The sequence below is a fragment of the Shewanella sp. 1311 genome (genome assembly GCF_059338235.1).
This window is the reverse complement of the sequence record NZ_CM181686.1, coordinates 1064729-1082742: the sequence shown is the minus strand read 5'-3', so window position 1 is coordinate 1082742 and position 18014 is coordinate 1064729. Positions and strand designations below refer to the sequence as shown.

At 44.6% G+C, this 18014-nt stretch carries 23 protein-coding genes; 9 read left to right on the top strand and 14 right to left on the bottom strand.

Going from position 1 to position 18014, the window contains the following annotated elements; translation table 11 throughout:
* Nucleotides 1–123 precede the first annotated feature (123 nt).
* The 5 genes from AC5YB3_RS04885 to AC5YB3_RS04865 form a co-directional block, all read right to left on the bottom strand.
* Nucleotides 124–558 carry a DUF4426 domain-containing protein gene (locus tag AC5YB3_RS04885; RefSeq protein WP_006082522.1) on the bottom strand — a complete coding sequence of 145 codons (435 nt, stop codon included), beginning with the start codon at nucleotides 556–558 and terminating at the stop codon, nucleotides 124–126.
* A 131-nt stretch (nucleotides 559–689) separates the two neighbouring features.
* Nucleotides 690–989: a DUF167 family protein YggU gene (yggU, locus tag AC5YB3_RS04880; protein ID WP_006082521.1), complete on the bottom strand. Its 300-nt coding sequence runs from the start codon at nucleotides 987–989 to the stop codon at nucleotides 690–692.
* Entirely contained in the window at nucleotides 989–1537 is a 549-nt protein-coding gene (locus AC5YB3_RS04875; RefSeq protein ID WP_006082520.1) for a YggT family protein, read from the bottom strand. The genes yggU and AC5YB3_RS04875 overlap by 1 nt, the downstream gene beginning before the upstream one ends.
* 48 nt (nucleotides 1538–1585) lie before the next feature.
* Nucleotides 1586–2404 carry a pyrroline-5-carboxylate reductase gene (proC, locus tag AC5YB3_RS04870; protein ID WP_006082519.1) on the bottom strand — a complete coding sequence of 273 codons (819 nt, stop codon included), beginning with the start codon at nucleotides 2402–2404 and terminating at the stop codon, nucleotides 1586–1588.
* 215 nt (nucleotides 2405–2619) lie between these two features.
* Nucleotides 2620–3318, bottom strand: a complete 699-nt coding sequence (locus AC5YB3_RS04865) for a YggS family pyridoxal phosphate-dependent enzyme (protein WP_012197408.1) — start codon at nucleotides 3316–3318, stop codon at nucleotides 2620–2622.
* Nucleotides 3319–3353: 35 nt separating this feature from the next.
* Between AC5YB3_RS04865 and AC5YB3_RS04860 the strand changes: the two genes are divergently transcribed.
* The 4 genes from AC5YB3_RS04860 (at nucleotide 3354) to hemH (ending at nucleotide 7286) form a co-directional block, all read left to right on the top strand.
* Nucleotides 3354–4391 (top strand): type IV pilus twitching motility protein PilT, encoded by a 1038-nt coding sequence (locus tag AC5YB3_RS04860; protein ID WP_006082517.1) that lies wholly within the window; start codon nucleotides 3354–3356, stop codon nucleotides 4389–4391.
* Between the two features lie 9 nt (nucleotides 4392–4400).
* On the top strand, nucleotides 4401–5513 hold the full coding sequence (locus tag AC5YB3_RS04855; protein WP_494527165.1) for a PilT/PilU family type 4a pilus ATPase: 1113 nt from the start codon (nucleotides 4401–4403) through the stop codon (nucleotides 5511–5513).
* Between the two features lie 187 nt (nucleotides 5514–5700).
* Nucleotides 5701–6240, top strand: a complete 540-nt coding sequence (locus AC5YB3_RS04850) for a glutathione peroxidase (RefSeq protein ID WP_115334187.1) — start codon at nucleotides 5701–5703, stop codon at nucleotides 6238–6240.
* A gap of 32 nt (nucleotides 6241–6272) precedes the next feature.
* Nucleotides 6273–7286, top strand: a complete 1014-nt coding sequence (gene hemH / locus AC5YB3_RS04845) for a ferrochelatase (protein ID WP_006085703.1) — start codon at nucleotides 6273–6275, stop codon at nucleotides 7284–7286.
* Nucleotides 7287–7371: 85 nt separating this feature from the next.
* Here the strand turns inward: hemH and ruvX are convergent, their stop codons facing one another.
* The 4 genes from ruvX to AC5YB3_RS04825 form a co-directional block, all read right to left on the bottom strand.
* The gene (ruvX, locus tag AC5YB3_RS04840; protein WP_006082513.1) at nucleotides 7372–7797 is read right to left on the bottom strand and encodes a Holliday junction resolvase RuvX; all 426 of its coding nucleotides are present in this window, start codon (nucleotides 7795–7797) and stop codon (nucleotides 7372–7374) included.
* 29 nt (nucleotides 7798–7826) lie between these two features.
* Nucleotides 7827–8390, bottom strand: coding sequence for a YqgE/AlgH family protein (locus tag AC5YB3_RS04835; protein WP_006082512.1), 564 nt, complete (start codon nucleotides 8388–8390; stop codon nucleotides 7827–7829).
* 66 nt (nucleotides 8391–8456) lie between these two features.
* A complete protein-coding gene (gene yciH, locus AC5YB3_RS04830; RefSeq protein WP_037392612.1) occupies nucleotides 8457–8786 on the bottom strand; it encodes a stress response translation initiation inhibitor YciH in 330 nt (109 codons plus the stop codon).
* A 178-nt stretch (nucleotides 8787–8964) separates the two neighbouring features.
* Nucleotides 8965–9282 carry a hypothetical protein gene (locus AC5YB3_RS04825; protein WP_259510782.1) on the bottom strand — a complete coding sequence of 106 codons (318 nt, stop codon included), beginning with the start codon at nucleotides 9280–9282 and terminating at the stop codon, nucleotides 8965–8967.
* 178 nt (nucleotides 9283–9460) lie between these two features.
* Here AC5YB3_RS04825 and AC5YB3_RS04820 point away from each other — a divergent pair, with 178 nt between their 5' ends.
* Together AC5YB3_RS04820 and AC5YB3_RS04815 are read left to right on the top strand one after the other, a co-directional pair.
* Entirely contained in the window at nucleotides 9461–10021 is a 561-nt protein-coding gene (locus tag AC5YB3_RS04820; protein WP_006082509.1) for a DUF4136 domain-containing protein, read from the top strand.
* 361 nt (nucleotides 10022–10382) lie between these two features.
* Nucleotides 10383–11024: a trimeric intracellular cation channel family protein gene (locus AC5YB3_RS04815; RefSeq protein ID WP_006082508.1), complete on the top strand. Its 642-nt coding sequence runs from the start codon at nucleotides 10383–10385 to the stop codon at nucleotides 11022–11024.
* A 76-nt stretch (nucleotides 11025–11100) separates the two neighbouring features.
* Here the strand turns inward: AC5YB3_RS04815 and tpx are convergent, their stop codons facing one another.
* From tpx to AC5YB3_RS04800, 3 genes are all read right to left on the bottom strand, one after another.
* Complete coding sequence (tpx, locus tag AC5YB3_RS04810; protein ID WP_063883290.1) at nucleotides 11101–11694, bottom strand: thiol peroxidase; 594 nt, start codon at nucleotides 11692–11694, stop codon at nucleotides 11101–11103.
* A gap of 123 nt (nucleotides 11695–11817) precedes the next feature.
* Nucleotides 11818–12645 carry a mechanosensitive ion channel family protein gene (locus AC5YB3_RS04805; protein WP_006082505.1) on the bottom strand — a complete coding sequence of 276 codons (828 nt, stop codon included), beginning with the start codon at nucleotides 12643–12645 and terminating at the stop codon, nucleotides 11818–11820.
* Between the two features lie 32 nt (nucleotides 12646–12677).
* Complete coding sequence (locus AC5YB3_RS04800) at nucleotides 12678–13268, bottom strand: OmpA family protein (protein ID WP_494526670.1); 591 nt, start codon at nucleotides 13266–13268, stop codon at nucleotides 12678–12680.
* A 64-nt stretch (nucleotides 13269–13332) separates the two neighbouring features.
* Here AC5YB3_RS04800 and AC5YB3_RS04795 point away from each other — a divergent pair, with 64 nt between their 5' ends.
* The 3 genes from AC5YB3_RS04795 (at nucleotide 13333) to AC5YB3_RS04785 (ending at nucleotide 16293) form a co-directional block, all read left to right on the top strand.
* Nucleotides 13333–13518 carry a hypothetical protein gene (locus AC5YB3_RS04795; RefSeq protein ID WP_259585090.1) on the top strand — a complete coding sequence of 62 codons (186 nt, stop codon included), beginning with the start codon at nucleotides 13333–13335 and terminating at the stop codon, nucleotides 13516–13518.
* Nucleotides 13519–13612: 94 nt separating this feature from the next.
* Complete coding sequence (gene ltaE / locus AC5YB3_RS04790) at nucleotides 13613–14626, top strand: low-specificity L-threonine aldolase (RefSeq protein ID WP_012089747.1); 1014 nt, start codon at nucleotides 13613–13615, stop codon at nucleotides 14624–14626.
* A gap of 191 nt (nucleotides 14627–14817) precedes the next feature.
* Nucleotides 14818–16293 carry an HDOD domain-containing protein gene (locus AC5YB3_RS04785; RefSeq protein ID WP_006085696.1) on the top strand — a complete coding sequence of 492 codons (1476 nt, stop codon included), beginning with the start codon at nucleotides 14818–14820 and terminating at the stop codon, nucleotides 16291–16293.
* A gap of 129 nt (nucleotides 16294–16422) precedes the next feature.
* On the opposite strand, the gene AC5YB3_RS04780 is transcribed toward AC5YB3_RS04785, so the two are convergent.
* Together AC5YB3_RS04780 and AC5YB3_RS04775 are read right to left on the bottom strand one after the other, a co-directional pair.
* Nucleotides 16423–17055 (bottom strand): nuclear transport factor 2 family protein, encoded by a 633-nt coding sequence (locus tag AC5YB3_RS04780; protein WP_494526669.1) that lies wholly within the window; start codon nucleotides 17053–17055, stop codon nucleotides 16423–16425.
* 24 nt (nucleotides 17056–17079) lie between these two features.
* A complete protein-coding gene (locus AC5YB3_RS04775) occupies nucleotides 17080–17904 on the bottom strand; it encodes a M90 family metallopeptidase (protein WP_494526668.1) in 825 nt (274 codons plus the stop codon).
* Between the last annotated feature and the right edge of the window lie 110 nt (nucleotides 17905–18014).

The window sequence follows — 18014 nt, the reverse complement described above, 5'->3', positions numbered from 1 at the left end:
TGGGGCGACTTATACTGCGGCAATGATACCCAAGCTGAGGGCTAAAGGACAGGAAAAGGGCGGGACGGTACAGACTTGTATCGTCCCAAAGTTACTTATGTATTGCGGTAATCTCAGCTTGGCTTATTCGACGTAGAATTTTTGCTTGAACTGCAAGTTGGTATTTAATTGATTACCATGCTTGATCGCGATATTGAAGTTGATCTCCTGATCATCGCGGTAAGGAACTTCGGCAATATAATAAATCGCATCACCTTCGCGGATCTCTTTGAAGGTTAAGTTGATTCGAGCATCTAATAAGTTATTGGCGACACCAGTAATTTCAACGGGTACTGCGGGTTTATTCGCTTCGCTGATATCTAACACCGCAATGTTGATAATGCCTGTATAGCTACTGCGTTGAATGCCATAGGATTTGGCTATGCTAGGCGTTAAAAATGTACTGCCAAGTGCCATGTAATGAATGTCAAAATTGCCGACAGTTTCTTTTTGCTCTGCGTTTGCAACACCACAAAGGCTAGCGGTGAGGGCTAATACAGCCAGAATATTACGGAACATGATGGGATACCTCATATTAGGGAATGTTTGAGTATAGGTCGCTGTGACTATTGTTTATGTTTATCTGTTTATCGATAAATTAACCGCATTCAAAGAAGTATTTTGGTTTTTAGCCTTTCAAGAGTATTAGCTCAGCTAGTTTGTCCCATTAGCTCAGTAATGATGCTTGGGATGATCTTTGGGTCAATCACGCGGATTTGCTTATGCCGACCAAGTTCACCTTTCATTATATGAATGTCGCTCTTGGGCACTTTAAAGGTCTTTGCTAAGTACTTGCTTAAATGGGCATTGGCCTTGCCATCAATAGGCGGCGCAGTGATGGCTACTTTTAGCTCATCACCGTGCAGTCCTACAATTTGATCTCGGCTGGCCTTAGGCTGAATGTAGAGATTAAGCAGCAAGTCACCTTGCTGCAAAGTCACTGCACTCATTAGATCACAGCCCAATAAGGGATATATTGGGCAAGTAACATATTGAGGAAATTCATACCAATAATCACCAACATTACCGATAAATCTAAGCCACCAATTGGCGGTATGATACGGCGGATTGGCGCTAATACGGGTTCAGTTAACTGGCCCATGACCATCACTATTGGGTTATAGCCTTGGTTAAACCAGCTCAATATTGCGCGTATCAACAGCATCCAAAACAGCAAGACCCCTGCTTTTTTGATCACAGATACGACGGCAAACATCAAAAACAGCAGTATGTCTATGCCACCGCCCGCGATAAGGCTGATCAGCAGTACTTTGACCATCACGACCAGCAACGCGAGGACGAATGATGCGGTATCAAACCGTCCTAAGGAAGGCAGAATACGGCGCATTGGCGCGATGAGCGGGTGAGTCGCTTTGACAATAAATTGGCTAAAAGGATTGTAAAAATCCGCCCTTGCCAGTTGCAGCCAAATCCGCAAAATCACCACCATCAAATATAAGTCGAATAGTGTGGTGATTAAAAAGGTAAATGCATTCATCGAGATTTCTACCTATTAAAGTCCGATATAAAAACGCGTTAGTGGAAATTAAAATGTCTTAGCCATTTCTTCTGCACGTTTAATGCAGTTTTCCATGGCTTTTTTTACTAAACCACGCATATCCGCAGCTTCAAATGTCGCCAGCGCCTGTGCGGTGGTACCGCCCTTTGAGGTGACATTCTCCCTTAGATTACCTAAGGTCAGTTGTGGATTTTGCTTTGCCATCATAGCAGCGCCGAGCGCGGCTTGCTGCACTAAAGTTCTGGCTTTGTCTTCATCCATTCCCATTTCTTTGCCTGCATCTATCATAGACTCCATTAGCAAAAAGAAATAAGCCGGTGAACTGCCCGATAGTGCAATCACTTGATCTAATTCTGACTCTTCATTAACCCACACAATTTCGCCGCCGCTTGACATCAAACGATCGCAAATGGCTTTTTGCTCGGTAGAAATAGCCTGAGGCGCATAGAGGCCAGTCATGCCCACACTAATCTGCATCGGTGTATTGGGCATAGCGCGGATAAGCTTAATATCCTGCGCCAGATAATCGGTATAACGCTTTGCTTTAATGCCTGCAGCAATAGTGATGACTAACTTTTGCGACATGTCGACAGTTTGTAATGCTTCACACACTTGCTGCATCAATTGCGGTTTTACCGACAGCACTATGACATCGGCAGCTTGCGCTGCGGCTAAATTGTCTTGAGAAACCAAAATCCCTAAATCGGCTTTTAGTGCGTCGAGTTTACCTTGGCTAGGATTGGTCGCTTGGATGAGTTGAGCAGGATAGCCGCTATGAACTAGGCCACTGATGATGCTGCGCGTCATGTTGCCGGCACCGATAAAGCAGATTTTCTGTTGATCCATTTGATTCTCTTCAGTGTGTTAACCGTTAATTTGTAACAGACTCACCTTAAATCAAGATGATAAAACGGTTAGTCATTTGAATGTCAGAGCCAGATTAGTCGGCTCTCGCTAATTGATCTTAAATGTCGTGAACTTAAATACAGTATTTGGGCATAAAGCGCTAAAAACAAGGTCAAGCTCGTACACTGACCTCGAACTTCATACCTCGAGTGAGTTTACGCGGCGTAATTGCGCTCACCAAAAATGGCACTGCCAATACGCACCATAGTTGAACCGCAGCTAATCGCTGCATCTAGGTCATTACTCATCCCCATGGAAAGCGTGTCTACATTGGGGTAATGTGATTTAAGTTCTTGAAATAGATTGTTTAACATAGAAAACTCTTTAAGCTGTAACTCAGTATCTGCAGTAGCCGTTGGGATTGCCATTAGGCCTCTCAGTGCAAGATTAGGTAACTGAGCGATAAGCTCTGCCAGTGGCAGCATTTGCGCCGCATCTATGCCAGATTTTGTGTCTTCAGCACTGATATTAATTTGAATGCAGATGTTTAATGGCGCTAATTCAGCTGGACGTTGGTCATTGAGACGTTGGGCAATTTTGTCGCGCGAGACAGTGTGCATCCAATCGAAATGCTGGGCGACTATGCTGGTTTTGTTGGATTGGAGTGGCCCGATAAAGTGCCATTCAATGTCCGGAAAATCCCCCTTGAGTGCGATAATTTTCTCCGCACCTTCTTGGACATAGTTTTCGCCAAAGCAACGCTGACCCGCTTGATAGGCTGCTATAATGTCTTCAATAGGTTTGGTCTTGCTGACGGCAAGTAAGCGAATACTGCTAGGTTGGCGGGCACATTTTTGCGCCGCTTGTGCGATCCTGCGCTGGGCGATTGCGAGTCTGTCTGCTATTGTTGTCATGATGTAATTATCTAGTTGCAAGGATATCCCAAACGATGGAAATCACTGAGTTATTGGCATTTAGTGTAAAACACAAAGCCTCGGATCTACACCTTTCTGCAGGGATATCTCCCATGATCCGTGTCGACGGTGAAGTGAGAAAGATTAACCTGCCCGCGCTCGATCACCAAGGCGTACATAGCCTAGTGTACGACATAATGAATGATAAGCAGCGCAAGGACTACGAAGAACATTTAGAAATCGATTTCTCGTTCGAAGTCCCTAATCTTGCACGCTTTCGTGTTAACGCATTCAATCAATCCCGTGGTGCTGCGGCCGTATTTCGTACCATTCCTAGCGACATCTTGTCACTTGAGCAATTAGGTGCGCCGGAGATTTTTAAAAAAATCGCCAGTTTCCCTCGGGGATTAGTCCTAGTGACTGGGCCAACAGGTTCGGGTAAGAGTACCACACTTGCCGCTATGGTGGATTACGTTAACGAAAATCGACACGATCACATCTTAACCATTGAAGATCCTATCGAATTCGTACACCAAAATAAGCAATGTTTGATTAACCAGCGTGAAGTTCACCGCCATACCCACAGCTTTAATGCGGCGCTTAGAAGCGCACTGCGTGAAGATCCGGACGTGATTTTAGTTGGTGAGATGCGTGACCTTGAAACTATTCGTTTGGCGATGACCGCCGCAGAAACGGGCCACTTAGTGTTTGGTACCTTGCATACCACCTCCGCCGCGAAAACCATTGACCGTGTGGTCGACGTATTCCCCGCCGGTGAAAAAGACATGGTACGCACTATGTTGTCGGAATCGCTGCAAGCGGTTATTTCGCAAACCCTGATTAAAAAGGTTGGTGGAGGCCGTGTCGCCGCCCATGAAATCATGATGGGCACTCCCGCTATCCGTAACCTTATTCGTGAAGACAAAGTGGCGCAGATGTATTCGGCGATTCAAACCGGTATGGCCCACGGAATGCAGACCTTAGAGCAATGTTTACAGAACTTAGTCAATCGCGGTCTTATCACCCGTGAAGATGCAATGGCGAAGAGTTCGAATAAACAAGCGACATTTTAAGGATTTATGATGGATGTTCTTCCGTTTTTAAAAGTGATCGTTGAGCGCAAAGCCTCCGACTTGTTTATCACAGCTGGCTTTCCGCCAAGTGCCAAGATTGACGGTGAATTGCGTCCCTTGGCCGAAAGTGCCTTTACTCCGGCACAATCACTGGATTTTGTTGAATCCTTAATGACCGAAGCGCAGAAACAAGAGTTTCATTCGAGTCGTGAGTGTAACTTTGCTTTTGCGGCAAAGGATTTAGGTCGTTTTCGGGTGAGTGCATTTTGGCAGCGTGAATCGCCTGGCTGCGTGATGCGTCGTATCGAAACTAAAATCCCTGATGTTGATGATTTAAAACTGCCACCCATTCTGAAAGATCTGGTGATGAGTAAACGTGGCCTCATTATTATGGTGGGCGGAACGGGTACGGGTAAGTCAACATCTCTGGCGGCCTTGGTGGGATATCGTAATGGTCATGCTCGTGGTCATATTCTCACGATTGAAGATCCAGTCGAATTTGTTCACGACCACAGAAAAAGCATTATCACCCAGCGTGAAGTGGGTATAGATACTGAATCTTTCGATGCGGCGCTAAAAAGCTCCCTTCGCCAAGCACCCGATGTTATCTTGATTGGTGAAATTCGTACCCAAGAGACGATGGAGTTCGCCCTGTCGTTTGCAGAAACAGGCCACCTCTGTATGGCAACCTTGCATGCCAACAACGCCAACCAAGCATTAGACCGCATTATGCACCTCGTGCCTGAGAGTAAACATCAACAGTTATTGTTCGATTTGTCATTAAATTTGCGCGGTATTGTGGCGCAGCAATTGATCCCAAAAGTCGATGGCACTGGGCGTCGCGCCGCGATTGAAGTATTGATCAACACCCCAAGGGTGGCGAGTTTAATTGCGAAGAACGAGCTGCATTTGCTCAAAGAAACCATGGCTAAATCGAATGAGCAGGGCATGCAGACGTTCGATCAGGCCTTGCTGAAACTTTATGTCGATGGCGAGATTAGTTACGCCGATGCGCTGCACCATGCTGATTCACCAAACGATTTACGTTTGATGATTAAATTGCAGAATAAAGAATCCTCGGGCTCAGGCTTTATGGAAGGTGTCACCTTAGACATGGACTAACGCGATAGTCAGGTTCTAGGTTAAGCAGCTCTTTATGGGCTGCTTTTTGTTGGTGTCGTTAGATTTTAGTTCTGCTCAATCGGTTTTACTTCATAGCTATGCGGTCGTTAACCATAGCTTTTATTTTTTAATTCAATATGATCTTTACCTAGTACGTTTACGTAATGTACCGGTAAAGGAGAAAGCAATGAAAAAATTACCTATGATATTCGCTATGACAGCGAGCTTGATGAGTGTTGGTGCTATGGCGGCCACTTGTCCTGAGTATTTGAACCTTGAAGTACGAAAATTACATTCTGAAGAGACAGTTAATCTGTGTGAATTGACTCAGGGAAAGCCAGTGTTGATTATTAACACTGCGAGTAACTGTGGTTATACCCCGCAGTTTAAAGCGCTCGAAGCATTGCATGAAAACTATAAAGACAAAGGCTTAGTGGTTATTGGTTTCCCATCGGATGATTTTTTCCAAGAAGAAAATGATGAGAAAGACACGGCTAAGGTGTGTTACATCAATTATGGTGTCACTTTCACTATGTTGTCGACTTCAGCTGTGCGTGGCAGTGACGCCAATAGCGTATTTAAATACTTAGCCGAAAAAACCGGTGCGCCTAAGTGGAATTTTTATAAGTATGTCGTTAGCGGCGATGGCGCAGTTGTGCAACAGTTCAATTCTAAAGTGAAGCCAGATAGCGAAGAGCTTAAGCAAGCAATAGAATCTGTACTTTAATTTTATAAGTATTTATTAATTAAGAGGCTGTTTTGGCTAAATTTTCAGGCTTATCCAAAGAAGTTGGACACGGACAGCGCGGCAAAGTGGGCGTGCTGTTATTAAATTTAGGTACGCCAGATGCACCCACAGCATCGGCTGTTAGGCGTTATCTAGCTGAGTTCTTAGCAGATCCCCGCGTAGTCGAAATTCCTAAATTAGTGTGGATGATGATTTTACACGGGATCATTTTGCGGGTACGCCCAGCAAAATCGGCGGCGTTATACCAGAAGGTATGGACAGCGGCCGGCTCACCGTTAATGGACATTAGTTTGCGTCAAACGGCGAAGTTAGCCGATAAACTTAACGCCGATAACCATGATGTTTCTGTCCATTTAGCAATGCGTTATGGCAGTCCATCGGTCGCCAGTACATTGCAAACTATGCATCAAAATGGCATTGATAAAATCGTGGTGTTACCTCTGTATCCCCAATATGCGGCGCCAACTACGGGTTCTGCTTTTGATGCGATTGCGGCTGAGTTGTCTAAGTGGCGCTATATTCCATCGTTGCATTTTATTAATACTTATCATGATAATGCTGATTTTATTAATGCGTTAGCGAGTTCGATCACGGCTGATTTTGAAGCCCATGGTAAACCGCAAAAATTGGTGTTGTCTTATCATGGTATGCCTGAGCGTAATTTGCATTTAGGCGATCCGTATTATTGCTTCTGCATGAAAACGACTCGACTAGTTACCGAAAAGCTTGGGTTAGGCAAAGATGAGTTTGTGATGACATTCCAATCGCGTTTTGGTAAAGCAAAATGGCTACAACCTTATACCGATGCGACTTTGAAAGCGTTGCCGCAACAAGGCGTGCGCGATATTGCTATCGTTTGCCCCGCTTTTAGCGCCGATTGTTTAGAGACGCTGGAAGAAATTGTTGGTGAGAATGGTCATCTCTTTGCCGAGGCGGGTGGTGAGAAGTTCCGTTATATTGCTGCACTAAACGATGATGATGCGCACATTACTATGATGGCCAACTTAGTGAAGCCACATTTTTGATCCGGTAATATATCGGGTTAAACATAAAACTGAAAAGGATAAGGCAACTTATCCTTTTGTTTATATATGGTTTTTTATTGTGGCATTACTTGCTGAAGTTATTTTCAAAGTAGCTTTCAATAATCAGTACGGCAGACACAGCATCGACTTGGCCTTTGGTGAGCGCCTTGAATCCGCCTAACTCGAATAATCTTGCCTTAGCATCGGTAGTGGTTAATCGCTCATCTTGAGTGGCTATTTTGACTTTGAACTTAGCATTGATACGGTTCGCAAATTTACGCGCCCTGTGGGTCATATCTTGCTCAGTGCCATCCATGTTTAAGGGCAGACCAACAACCACTAGGTCGGGTTGCCACTCTTTGATTAAATCGCCTATCTGATCCCAGTTGGGGATCCCATCGACGGCTTTGATTGACAATAATGGCGTGGCGCTAGCGGTGATTTCTTGGCCTATAGCCACACCAATACTTTTAGTACCAAAATCAAAGCCTAATACGGTTTTCGAATTCATAGTGTGCTGACTTATATTAAGAAATAGGCTTAAGCGTGACCCGCTTGAGCTGAAACCTGCCAAGCATCAAATCCAAGAGCTCGGCTGGCCTGTGGCCAACGGTCTTCGTGTTTAATGTCAAACAAGAGTGCATTGGTTGCTGGAATCGTTAGCCAAGAATTATCGGCAAGCTCTTGTTCGAGCTGATCTTTGCTCCATCCAGCATATCCTAAGGCGACGAGGAATTTCTCTGGCGATCTGTTGCTTCCTATCGCGGTTAACACATCGCGTGAGGTAGTTAGCATTAAACCACAACCCAGATCTGTGCTGTTGGCCCAATAGGGCTGAGAGGTATGCAGTACAAAGCCACGATCTTGGGAAACGGGTCCGCCCATCATGACATTGGCATTGAACGCTAAATCGGTGGAGACTTGCTCAGCTGGCAAATCCATTTGTTCTAATAGCGAATTAACTTCGATACCGAGCGGTTTATTGATCACCAGTCCCATGGCGCCTTTGGCATCATGTTCACAGATATAGATGACTGAGCGTTCAAAAAACGTATCGTGCAGTGAAGGCATGGCAATTAAGAAATGGTTCTGCAAACTCTCCATTAAACTACTCCGTTCGATGTGGCTAAGTTGATCTAGCATGCTGCTATATTGCTAAGTCGGGCGAGATTAACCGCCAGCTAATTTAACTTTGTAGTTCTGCTTCTCAAGCAATAGCTTTAATTGCTCGCGGTTATCGGTTTGGACCTCAATAGTGAAATCTTTAACCGTGCCACCACAACCACATTGTTTTTTAAGGGTTTGAGCCATTGCTTTTAACGCGGTTTCATCGAGACCTAGGCCTGAGATAATCGAAACGCCTTTGCCTTTGCGGCCCTTACTGTCTCTATGGATCCTGACTATACCGTCTGATTCAGGAATCGCTTTAGTGACGGGCTCTGCATTAATACGGCCTTTGTCGGTGCTGTACACTAAGGATACATTAGGATCTGCTTTCATAGATTTCATTCATTGGTGTTAAAAGATGACTTATACCCGTTGAGTTTATCAAATTTGCAGGGGTTCTGGGAGGTAAAAAAAGACCACTTGAGGATTATCCTTAAGTGGTCTGAACAAAATGCTAACTCTTTGCAGGGAAGTAAGCATATTTTTGAAAAAGGGAGCGTTATCAGCCGTTTTAATTCATGCGCATAAAGACCATGACGATCAGCGCCACTGCTGTCAGTAAGGCGCTGGGCATAATAAATTTATGCAGCTTAGGTAGCGCAATTAAGCAGGCGGTGGTTACAAAGCCGAATGCGGCGACTGTCGCATAGTTAGTGCCATTCGCGACGGTATCTATGACCAACCAGCCAAGTACAATGAGAGGTAAAATCAGTAAGCTGACGGGTAAATGACGCTTTATCTTAACGTTATTGGCCTCGAGTGAGATTTTTTCTGGCGCAAGGAAAAAAATGGCTGATGCAACCAAAAACGCGCTAATAAACCAGTACATTTCATTACCCCTCTAACCTCAATTGATAATCATTATCATCTTTGGTTTTGCTGAAGTCAAGCTGAATGAGATGCTGCTTTTTAATCAATTGAGTTGTAGATCAGATGATTGCTCTGTAAGCTAAATTCATATCTCTGATACTTGTCTTTGTTCGGTTCGAACATCTGAGGAAATTAAGATGAAAAATATTTTTGTAGCTTTAGCTGTGCTGGCATTAAGTGCCTGTAGCTCGATGAAGTCTGGCTGGGACTATGATCCTAGCGCCAATTTTACCCAATATAAAACCTATGCTTGGGTTGCTCAGAAAGCCGATTCTGCCGGATATCATCTTGATGGTTTGATGGATCAAAGAGTAAGAGAAGCGGTTAATAGCCAGTTAGCGAGTAAAGGCATGACATTAGTCGATGCGAAAGACGCTGATGTATTGGTGAACTACCTGACCAAAGTCGATAAGAAAATCAATGTTGATACCTTCAATAGTAATTTTGGCTACAACCCATACTATGGTCCAGGATGGGGTTGGGGCGGCAATATGCAGACCCAAACTACAGTGAGAGAATATGAAGTTGGTACTCTGATTATTGATTTAGTTGATAATAAAACTACTAAGCTTATCTGGCGTGGTTCTGTTGCCGATACCATTCGCGACAAAAATACCCCAGAAGAAAGAGTACAGATCATCAATCAAGCGGTGGGCAGTGTGATGGCAAATTATCCCCCTAAGCCTGACACTAAGTAGTTCTGACTCAGTTTGAATGAAAATTAAGCGGCCTGAGGGCCGCTTTTTTGTGGCTGATTTTTATGCGTTTTGCCCATTCGATTAGATTATCTGCAGTTATTTATCATCTAATTGAATTTACGTTATTAATACTTATTAAAAACTTTAGTTATCTAAATAGACGTGAGAAGTAGTTTTGCGCATAACTGGCTATTTTATTTGCAATTTATACAGTGCTATTTTGTGGTTGTAGGTATTGGCAATTCATTATTGATGAAATGATGAATTAATTTTTCTAATGATCTATTCAAAATAAAATCATTATAGAACTGAGGGTTTATCAGGCAGAATCTGTTTCTTTACCTTGTTGGTAGTAGCAGAGATGCATGAGACGCAGATTATTGGATTACTTTGGCTGATTGGTATTATTGCCGAGGCTATGACGGGCGCTCTGGCGGCGGGTCGCAAGCAGATGGATTTGTTTGGTGTAGTGATCATTGGCTGCGCAACGGCGATTGGTGGCGGCACACTAAGGGACATGATGCTCGGCAATTACCCCTTAATTTGGGTTGAGCACGTGAATTACCTTATTGCGATTGCATTCGCTTCTTTGCTCACTGTCGCTATCGCTCCTGTGATGCGTTATCTATCTAAGTTGTTTTTAGCTATCGATGCCTTAGGCTTAGCCGTGTTCTCCATCGTGGGCGCGCAGAAGACCTTAATGTTGGGATTTAGCCCAACGATTGCCGTGGTGATGGGATTGGTGACGGGCGTCTTTGGTGGCGTTATCCGCGATATCCTGTGTAATCAAGTGCCTTTGATTTTTAAGAAAGAACTCTACGCAGTGATTTCACTACTGACGGCAGGCTTGTATATCGTCTTAAAAGCCTATCAATTAACCGAGTGGATTAATCTGGTTATTTGTCTGAGCGTTGGTTTTAGCCTGCGGATGTTAGCGCTGCGCTATCATTGGTCTATGCCGACCTTTGATTATCAGGCCAATGGCGATCAGCACACACATTAGATCGTAAAACCAAATCGTAGAAATACAAACGTAAAACAAAAGGGCAGCTAAGGCTGCCCTGTTTTTTAGCGGTAAATTACTGCTGTGCTTGAATGGTTTTCAGCGCTTCAAGTGCGGCATCATAGTTAGGATGCTCGGTGATATTCGGAACTAACTCTTGGTATTGGAGTTTACCTTCGGCATCTATGATGAAAATAGCCCTCGCGAGCAAGCCGTAATCTTGAATCAACAAGCCATATTTTTCACCAAAATCACGCCAGACGGAATCGGATAGTACTTTGATTTTATCTACGTTTTCTACTTTGCAGAAACGTTTCTGTGCGAAGGGTAAATCGGCACTGATGGTTAGCATGACCACGTCATCGGAAAAATGGCCCACTTCGCTGTTGAAACGTTTAGTTTGTAGTGCGCACACGCCCGTATCTAAGCTTGGTACGGCACTTATCAGCACGGTTTTACCCTTAAAGTCGCTTAGCATGACAGGCGCAAAATGATCATCAACCACTTTGAAACCTGGCGCCATTTGCGACAGCTTAGGTAACTTGCCTTCCAAGGTGACGGTTTTTTCACCCATAAGAACCTGGGTTTTCTCACTGGCAAGCACATTGGGGCTTATCAGCACTAAGCCATAAATGCAGCTGGCGGCTAAAAATGATACGTATTTTTGCATTGGATTTCCTCGCACATGAATATCTGTGCCTTCGCTAATATCTGTCCTTTAAGGTACGCTAAAATGCTATGCAGAACCATAAAAAAAGGCCGGCAATTGCCGACCTTGGTTATTCATTTAGGGTTATTTGCTGAGTGGCAATTCTTTGACATGAATATCCATTTGTGGGAATGGAATACCGATATCGGCTGCATCTAATGCATTTTTGATTTGCTCAAGCAGTTGGAAACGAGCCGTCCAATAATCAGCCGTTTTTACCCAAGGGCGAACCACGAAATTAATTGAAGAGTTCGCTAATTCAGCCAGTCCAACTGTATATGATGGATCTTTTAACACATATTGGTTGTTGTCTAAAATCTCAGTTAAGATTTTCTTCGTGAGTGCGATATCGGCAGAATAAGATACGCCAATCACTAAATCGATACGGCGAGTATCCATTGCCGAATAGTTAGTGATAGTGCCATTCATGATGGATGAATTTGGCGCCACAATAACCTTGTTGTCTGGTGTACGAAGCTTGGTTGAGAATATAGTAATTTCATCAACAGTACCGGCAATGCCAGCGGCTTCAATATAGTCACCAACGCGGCAAGGGCGGAATAACACCATTAACACGCCCGATGCGAAGTTAGACAGAGAACCCTGTAGCGCTAAACCCACCGCTAAACCAGCGGCACCGATAACGGCGACCAATGATGCGGTTTGTACGCCAATTTGGCCTAAGGTGGCAATCACTGCGAAAACAAACACAATTGCCCAAGCGAGGTTTGCGACAAATGAAACAACTGTCGGATCAACTTTACGGCTGTTAAGTAATTTACGAACCAGCTTTTGCGCTACGCCGGCAAAGTATTTACCAACAAAGAAAATGATAATGGCAAATAAAACTTTTAAGCCATAAGTCACAATCAGATCCGGTGCTTGCTTTAATAAACCTTCAAGGTTTTCCATTGAATAACTCCCTAAATATACGCTAACTAAAACTATTTATTATTGACGATAAATTGTACTCGTCGATTTAAACTGCGCCCTTCGCTAGAACGGTTGTCCGCTACAGGTTCAGATATACCTTTACCCATTACGGTAAAGCGATTTGGATTAAAGCCATAATCTTCAACCAAAATACGTTTCACATTTTGAGCGCGCTGAAGTGACAGCTGATAATTAAACTCAGGCGTGCCAACGATATCTGTGTGGCCCACTAAGGTTAGTGCGACATCATTCGCTGCTAAATATGCTTTCACTAAGGCTAAAGTTTTCCATTGCGAAAAGTCAACTTCGGCAATGGCAAATTCAAAATACACCACAGCGGTAGAAATATTATGACAATCTGCGCTGAACTCAGCATTGGGATTACTCGCACTACAATCTGCTGATGCAGTCGCTTCCACCTCTACCTCTTCAACACAGCCATTGGCCATTACTTGCGTGTCTGGCGCTGTGTTAGGGCAGGCATCTTTGATGTCAGGCACGCCATCTTGGTCAGTATCAGACCAAGCGAATACCTGCGATGTCAGGCTTAAACTTAATAGTAAAAGTACCAGCTGAATCCATCGAGATTGGGAGTTTTTCACTACAAATCACCTATTGAACGATAAGTATTAGTCAAAATTACTAAAGTGATCGCATGGTTGTAGCATGACCATCTTAGTGCGGCATTCTATCGACTTAGGCGCATTTCGCCAAGTGAAACGCGTTCACGCGTCAACTCATCGACAGGCATATATCGGCAATATCTTGAGTATATTTATGTTTTTATTAGTTGAAGCCAATATTCAGATCATCACTTCGCCCCTGTATTCACGTTTGGAGTCAGTAAAATGATGAATAAGCATGATGATAAACTATACAAAATAAGCCTTTGGCGCTAGAGTCTTGAGCCCATTAAGCGCCAACCAAACCTTAAGTTGAGGACGAGATGATAGATTTACGCAGTGATACTGTTACCCAGCCAACAGCAGCGATGCGATTAGCCATGTCCAGAGCCGAAGTAGGTGACGATGTTTACGGTGATGATCCCACGGTAAATAGTCTGCAGGATATGGCCGCAGAGATGTTTGGCTTTGAAAGCGCATTATTTACCTGTTCAGGTACGCAGGCGAATTTATTGGCTTTGATGGCCCACTGTGAGCGTGGTGATGAGTATCTGTGTGGCCAGCAGGCCCACAATTATAAATTTGAGGGTGGCGGAGCCGCCGTCTTAGGCAGCATTCAACCCCAACCTTTGTTGAATCAAGTCGATGGCACCATTGCCTTGGCCGATATTGAAGCCGCCATTAAGCCTGACGATATCCACTTTGCCCGCACACGTTTGCTCAGTTTAGAGAATACAATTGGCGGTAAAGTGATTCCGCAAAGCTATTTAGCGGACGCGCAGGCATTGGCCTTTAATCGCGGATTAAAAATCCATCTCGACGGCGCGCGAGTTGCTAATGCGGCTGTGGCGCAGAATATCGCGATAAGTGAGATTACGGCGCATTTTGATTCTGTGTCAATTTGTCTGTCCAAAGGGTTATGCGCGCCAGTTGGCTCATTACTCTTAGGTGACGAGCGTTTGATTAAGAAGGCGATACGCTGGCGTAAAATGCTCGGTGGCGGCATGCGTCAAGCTGGGATACTTGCTGCGGCAGGTAAGCTCGCCTTAACTGAGCAAGTGCAACGACTGAGTGAAGATCATGACAACGCGGCGTATTTGGCTCGCCAGTTGGCAGAGTTGAGTGAGTTCGACGTCGATTTAGCCGCAGTACAAACCAATATGTTATTTGCCAAATTAGCGCCTAAAGTTGATGCGGATTTATTGGCAAAACACTGTCGAGCTGAAGGCATTCTGATAAGCCCTGGGCGCACGATTCGGCTTGTGACTCACAAAGATGTGAGCCGTCAGGACATAGATAAAGTGTTGCGGGTTATGAAGCAGTACTTCACTGCCTAAACGCAGCTTGTTTTAAAACCTCTAAATGCCCGAGCTTTGCCTCGGGCATTTTTATTTGCGGGTATAACTTGATGTTGAATTATTGAGCAATTAACTGTTGATTGGTGAAAACAAGCCTTAGACCACGGGCGAAATATTTGTGCTTATCTATACTCAAAACAATAAGGTTTTATTGCTAAGGTAAATTTGGGTTGAAGCCTAATAACAATACTAATAAAGGGGTCGATTATTGGACAAATCGGATCAGTGAATTAGAAATGCCCGCACTGTGTTCGACTGTTAAATCGCTAGAAAAGCTCGCCAAGGATGACGTTTCCTCTCTCGCATTACTTGGGCGTAGCGTGATGCACGATAACGCCTTAACCTCTCGTATTCTTCGAGTCGCCAATAGTGCTATTTACCATAAGGGGAGTAGCCAAATCTCCACCGTTAGCCGCGCCGCCATAGTGCTTGGTTTCGATGCAGTGCGAAATATCTGTATCACAGCTAAGTTACTCTCAAGCTTGTTGGAGAGTAAAAATCTCGCGCCCAATGTCTATCAAAGGTTAATTAAGTTGATGGCCAAGGCATTTCAAGCGGCCATGATTGCGCGGATGATGTTGAGTCATCATGACGAGGAAATGCAGGAGGAAGCCTTTATTGCCTCTTTGTTGTATCACATCGGCGAGAGCGCTTTTTGGAGTATTGGGGGCGAATTTACCGAAGAATTAGATTTAACGCTCTGCCAATGTGAAACGCCCGCCGAAGAGAGAAGTGCTACCCGCGAAGCCCTTGGTGCTTCTTTTTTGCAGCTCACCCAGAGTATTGCCCGCAATTGGGGATTGGGAGAGTTGCTGATCCAAGCGTTGAATTATCCAGAGGATCAGCGGCCAGATATTCGGGCTATTTTTCTTGCCGATAAGCTCTGCGACATTTTATCGCAACCCGTTCTCGATAAGCTCGAGTTAGCGAAACGTATGACTCAAGCGGCTAGTTTTACTGGGCTAGAAGAGAAAGAGTTTTTGGTACGAATGCAACGCTGCGCGAATGCGACCCATAAGTTGGCAGAAGTGTACGGTGCTAAAGTGTTACTCGATTACTTGCCCGATCCTAAACGTATTGTCGCCGCTGAACCCGATCTACCTCCCATTCCGTTAGATATGCCAGTCTATCAAGTTAACTTGAATATTCAGTTAGCTAAGTTGCGTGAATTGACAGGTTTTGCCATTAATAAAGCAGATTTCAATCAGATAATGCAGACGGTTCTTGAAGGTATTCTTGAGGGCGTGGGTGTTGACCGCTGCGGTGTTTTGTTGTTATCGCCAAGCCGTAAACAGCTCCAGCCTAGGGTGATATTGGGCCGTGATGCCGATGCGATAAAACAAGAGTTTATTATCGATTTGAGTGACAAACGTGGGCTATTTCATCAAGCGATGGAGCATAAGGCGCCACTTTGGGTGGACGATCCCTGTTCTAAAAAATGGCAGGAGCAGTGCAAGGAATTACAGGCACGGCACGTGTCAAGGCAGGGCTTTTTACTGGCGCCTTTGTTGGTTGATAGCAAAGTGATCGGGTTTTATTATGCGGATCGGGGCCCTTCGGAAAGGGCATTTGAAGAAGTGGATTTTCAAAGTTTTATCCACTTCTCCCAATTGGCGAATGTGTGTTTTACCGTGTCCTTGAGATAGCGTTCGCTGTTAGCTGCTTTCTCTTAACGCTGCTTTTTTTGAAACCGTACAATTTGAAACAGCGATGCTATCTAAATCTCACTTTTATAAATTGTACGCTTTCGAAACTGTATTCTGGGGAGTACGGCATTATTGTTTATTTGCGGCTTTGATCTCGGCGGTGATCTGTTTCGCTATCTCATTGGGGATTGGGAAACTTAAGTGGTATTGCGCAATTTTCCAGTTGCCATCGGTTTTGATCAAAGTACCGGTTCCTCGACTGACACCATAGGCGGGGCTATTTAATAACTCGTCGAACAATATGACGTCGCCATGTTGGATTAAATGCCGCTCCGTTAAATCATAGCGCCAACCTTTTGTAGGGCGGGAGTAATGTTCAAACTCCGCCATTCTCCAACGTTCACTCGCATCCGTACCAATAAAAATGCCGTCTTTTCGGTACAGGGCAAAATACTTATCCCAATCGGCATCGCTTGAATATTGGTTGAGTAAATCCAACACCTGAGCTGCCGCTTGTTGGTCTGAACTCGATGTTGTTTGAGCGCCTTGGACTTGAGTATCTTGTGTTTGAGCGCTTTGTGTCGGCGAGTCCTGTGCCTGTGCGCTTACATTAAGTCCACCAAGCATTAATACGCTGAGCAGTAACCCCAAGCTAGCGCGATTAACATTAGTGGCACGACTGGCATTAGTCGCGCGATACATATTAGCGGGGCGATTAACAGTGGTGCCTTCAATTGCGAATGCATGAGTGTCTTTGAGCATTTAGTGTGCCTCTACTTTTATAGGTTAATACCAGTTTATCGGATCGAGTTGATAAAAGCGGCTCAGTTCCCGATACAAGTCTGGATGTTGTTGGTAGAAATCCTCTGGCTTTTCAAAAAAAACTTCAGTAATAACGGCAAAAAATTCAGCGGGATTCGTCGCACCATAGTAATTAAATAATGAGGGCGTGCCAAAGTTTGCGCTGTGTTGTAATTGGGTGAAAGCCTTGCTTAGCACTTCGGACCAAGTGCTGTAATCGGCAAAATGCTGCAGTATCGGCGCGCCATTAGCTTGGCCGTCTTCTTGATCCAGCTGATGGGCAAACTCGTGGATCACGACATTATTGCCATCGTGGGGATCGGCGGCGCCGTCTAAGGTATTTTTCCATGAAAGTACCACTTTGCCGTATTCCCAAGATTCGCCCGCCAGCACATTACGCTGTTCCCACACGATACCGCTCGTGTCTCTATGTTGATTATTAACGATAAAGGCATCGGGATAGACCAAAATTTGTTTCAGTTTAGGGTAAAAGTCTGTTTTTCGATTGAGCAGCAGGAGGCACGCCTGTGCTGCGATAGTGACTCTCACTTCATCGGTGATCTCGAAATCATCGCAGCCAACAAACTCCTTTTCATCGATGAAGATTTGGATAAGCCGTTTGAGCTGTAGCTGTAAATCTGTCGGTAACGCATGGAAGTAAGGCAGTCTTTTTTTGAGAATGCTGCGCCATTCTTTTGGAAAGGGTTTTGCTGTGACTCGGCGGCGGTGCAAGGTTTTGCGCCAACGACTTGAAAGTAGCCAAGCGATTGCCCCGACTCCGAGGATAAGCGTGATAACAATGGCGAGCATACTTTCCCTGACCTGATCCTGATTAACTTAGTATTAGCTAATGGGGGTGAAGAGGACTTAACTCAATCCTTTGCTGAAAAAAGAAACGTTTCTGCCGCCGCGATTGGCTC

Coding starts and splice junctions, on each gene's coding strand:
- AC5YB3_RS04885 (WP_006082522.1), bottom strand. CDS start 558: ATGTTCCGTAATATTCTGGCTGTATTAGCCCTCACCGCTAGCCTTTGT.
- yggU (WP_006082521.1), bottom strand. CDS start 989: ATGAGTGCAGTGACTTTGCAGCAAGGTGACTTGCTGCTTAATCTCTAC.
- AC5YB3_RS04875 (WP_006082520.1), bottom strand. CDS start 1,537: ATGAATGCATTTACCTTTTTAATCACCACACTATTCGACTTATATTTG.
- proC (WP_006082519.1), bottom strand. CDS start 2,404: ATGGATCAACAGAAAATCTGCTTTATCGGTGCCGGCAACATGACGCGC.
- AC5YB3_RS04865 (WP_012197408.1), bottom strand. CDS start 3,318: ATGACAACAATAGCAGACAGACTCGCAATCGCCCAGCGCAGGATCGCA.
- AC5YB3_RS04860 (WP_006082517.1), top strand. CDS start 3,354: ATGGAAATCACTGAGTTATTGGCATTTAGTGTAAAACACAAAGCCTCG.
- AC5YB3_RS04855 (WP_494527165.1), top strand. CDS start 4,401: ATGGATGTTCTTCCGTTTTTAAAAGTGATCGTTGAGCGCAAAGCCTCC.
- AC5YB3_RS04850 (WP_115334187.1), top strand. CDS start 5,701: ATGAAAAAATTACCTATGATATTCGCTATGACAGCGAGCTTGATGAGT.
- ruvX (WP_006082513.1), bottom strand. CDS start 7,797: ATGAATTCGAAAACCGTATTAGGCTTTGATTTTGGTACTAAAAGTATT.
- AC5YB3_RS04835 (WP_006082512.1), bottom strand. CDS start 8,390: ATGGAGAGTTTGCAGAACCATTTCTTAATTGCCATGCCTTCACTGCAC.
- yciH (WP_037392612.1), bottom strand. CDS start 8,786: ATGAAAGCAGATCCTAATGTATCCTTAGTGTACAGCACCGACAAAGGC.
- AC5YB3_RS04825 (WP_259510782.1), bottom strand. CDS start 9,282: ATGTACTGGTTTATTAGCGCGTTTTTGGTTGCATCAGCCATTTTTTTC.
- AC5YB3_RS04820 (WP_006082509.1), top strand. CDS start 9,461: ATGAAAAATATTTTTGTAGCTTTAGCTGTGCTGGCATTAAGTGCCTGT.
- AC5YB3_RS04815 (WP_006082508.1), top strand. CDS start 10,383: ATGCATGAGACGCAGATTATTGGATTACTTTGGCTGATTGGTATTATT.
- tpx (WP_063883290.1), bottom strand. CDS start 11,694: ATGCAAAAATACGTATCATTTTTAGCCGCCAGCTGCATTTATGGCTTA.
- AC5YB3_RS04805 (WP_006082505.1), bottom strand. CDS start 12,645: ATGGAAAACCTTGAAGGTTTATTAAAGCAAGCACCGGATCTGATTGTG.
- AC5YB3_RS04795 (WP_259585090.1), top strand. CDS start 13,333: ATGACCATCTTAGTGCGGCATTCTATCGACTTAGGCGCATTTCGCCAA.
- ltaE (WP_012089747.1), top strand. CDS start 13,613: ATGATAGATTTACGCAGTGATACTGTTACCCAGCCAACAGCAGCGATG.
- AC5YB3_RS04780 (WP_494526669.1), bottom strand. CDS start 17,055: ATGCTCAAAGACACTCATGCATTCGCAATTGAAGGCACCACTGTTAAT.
- AC5YB3_RS04775 (WP_494526668.1), bottom strand. CDS start 17,904: ATGCTCGCCATTGTTATCACGCTTATCCTCGGAGTCGGGGCAATCGCT.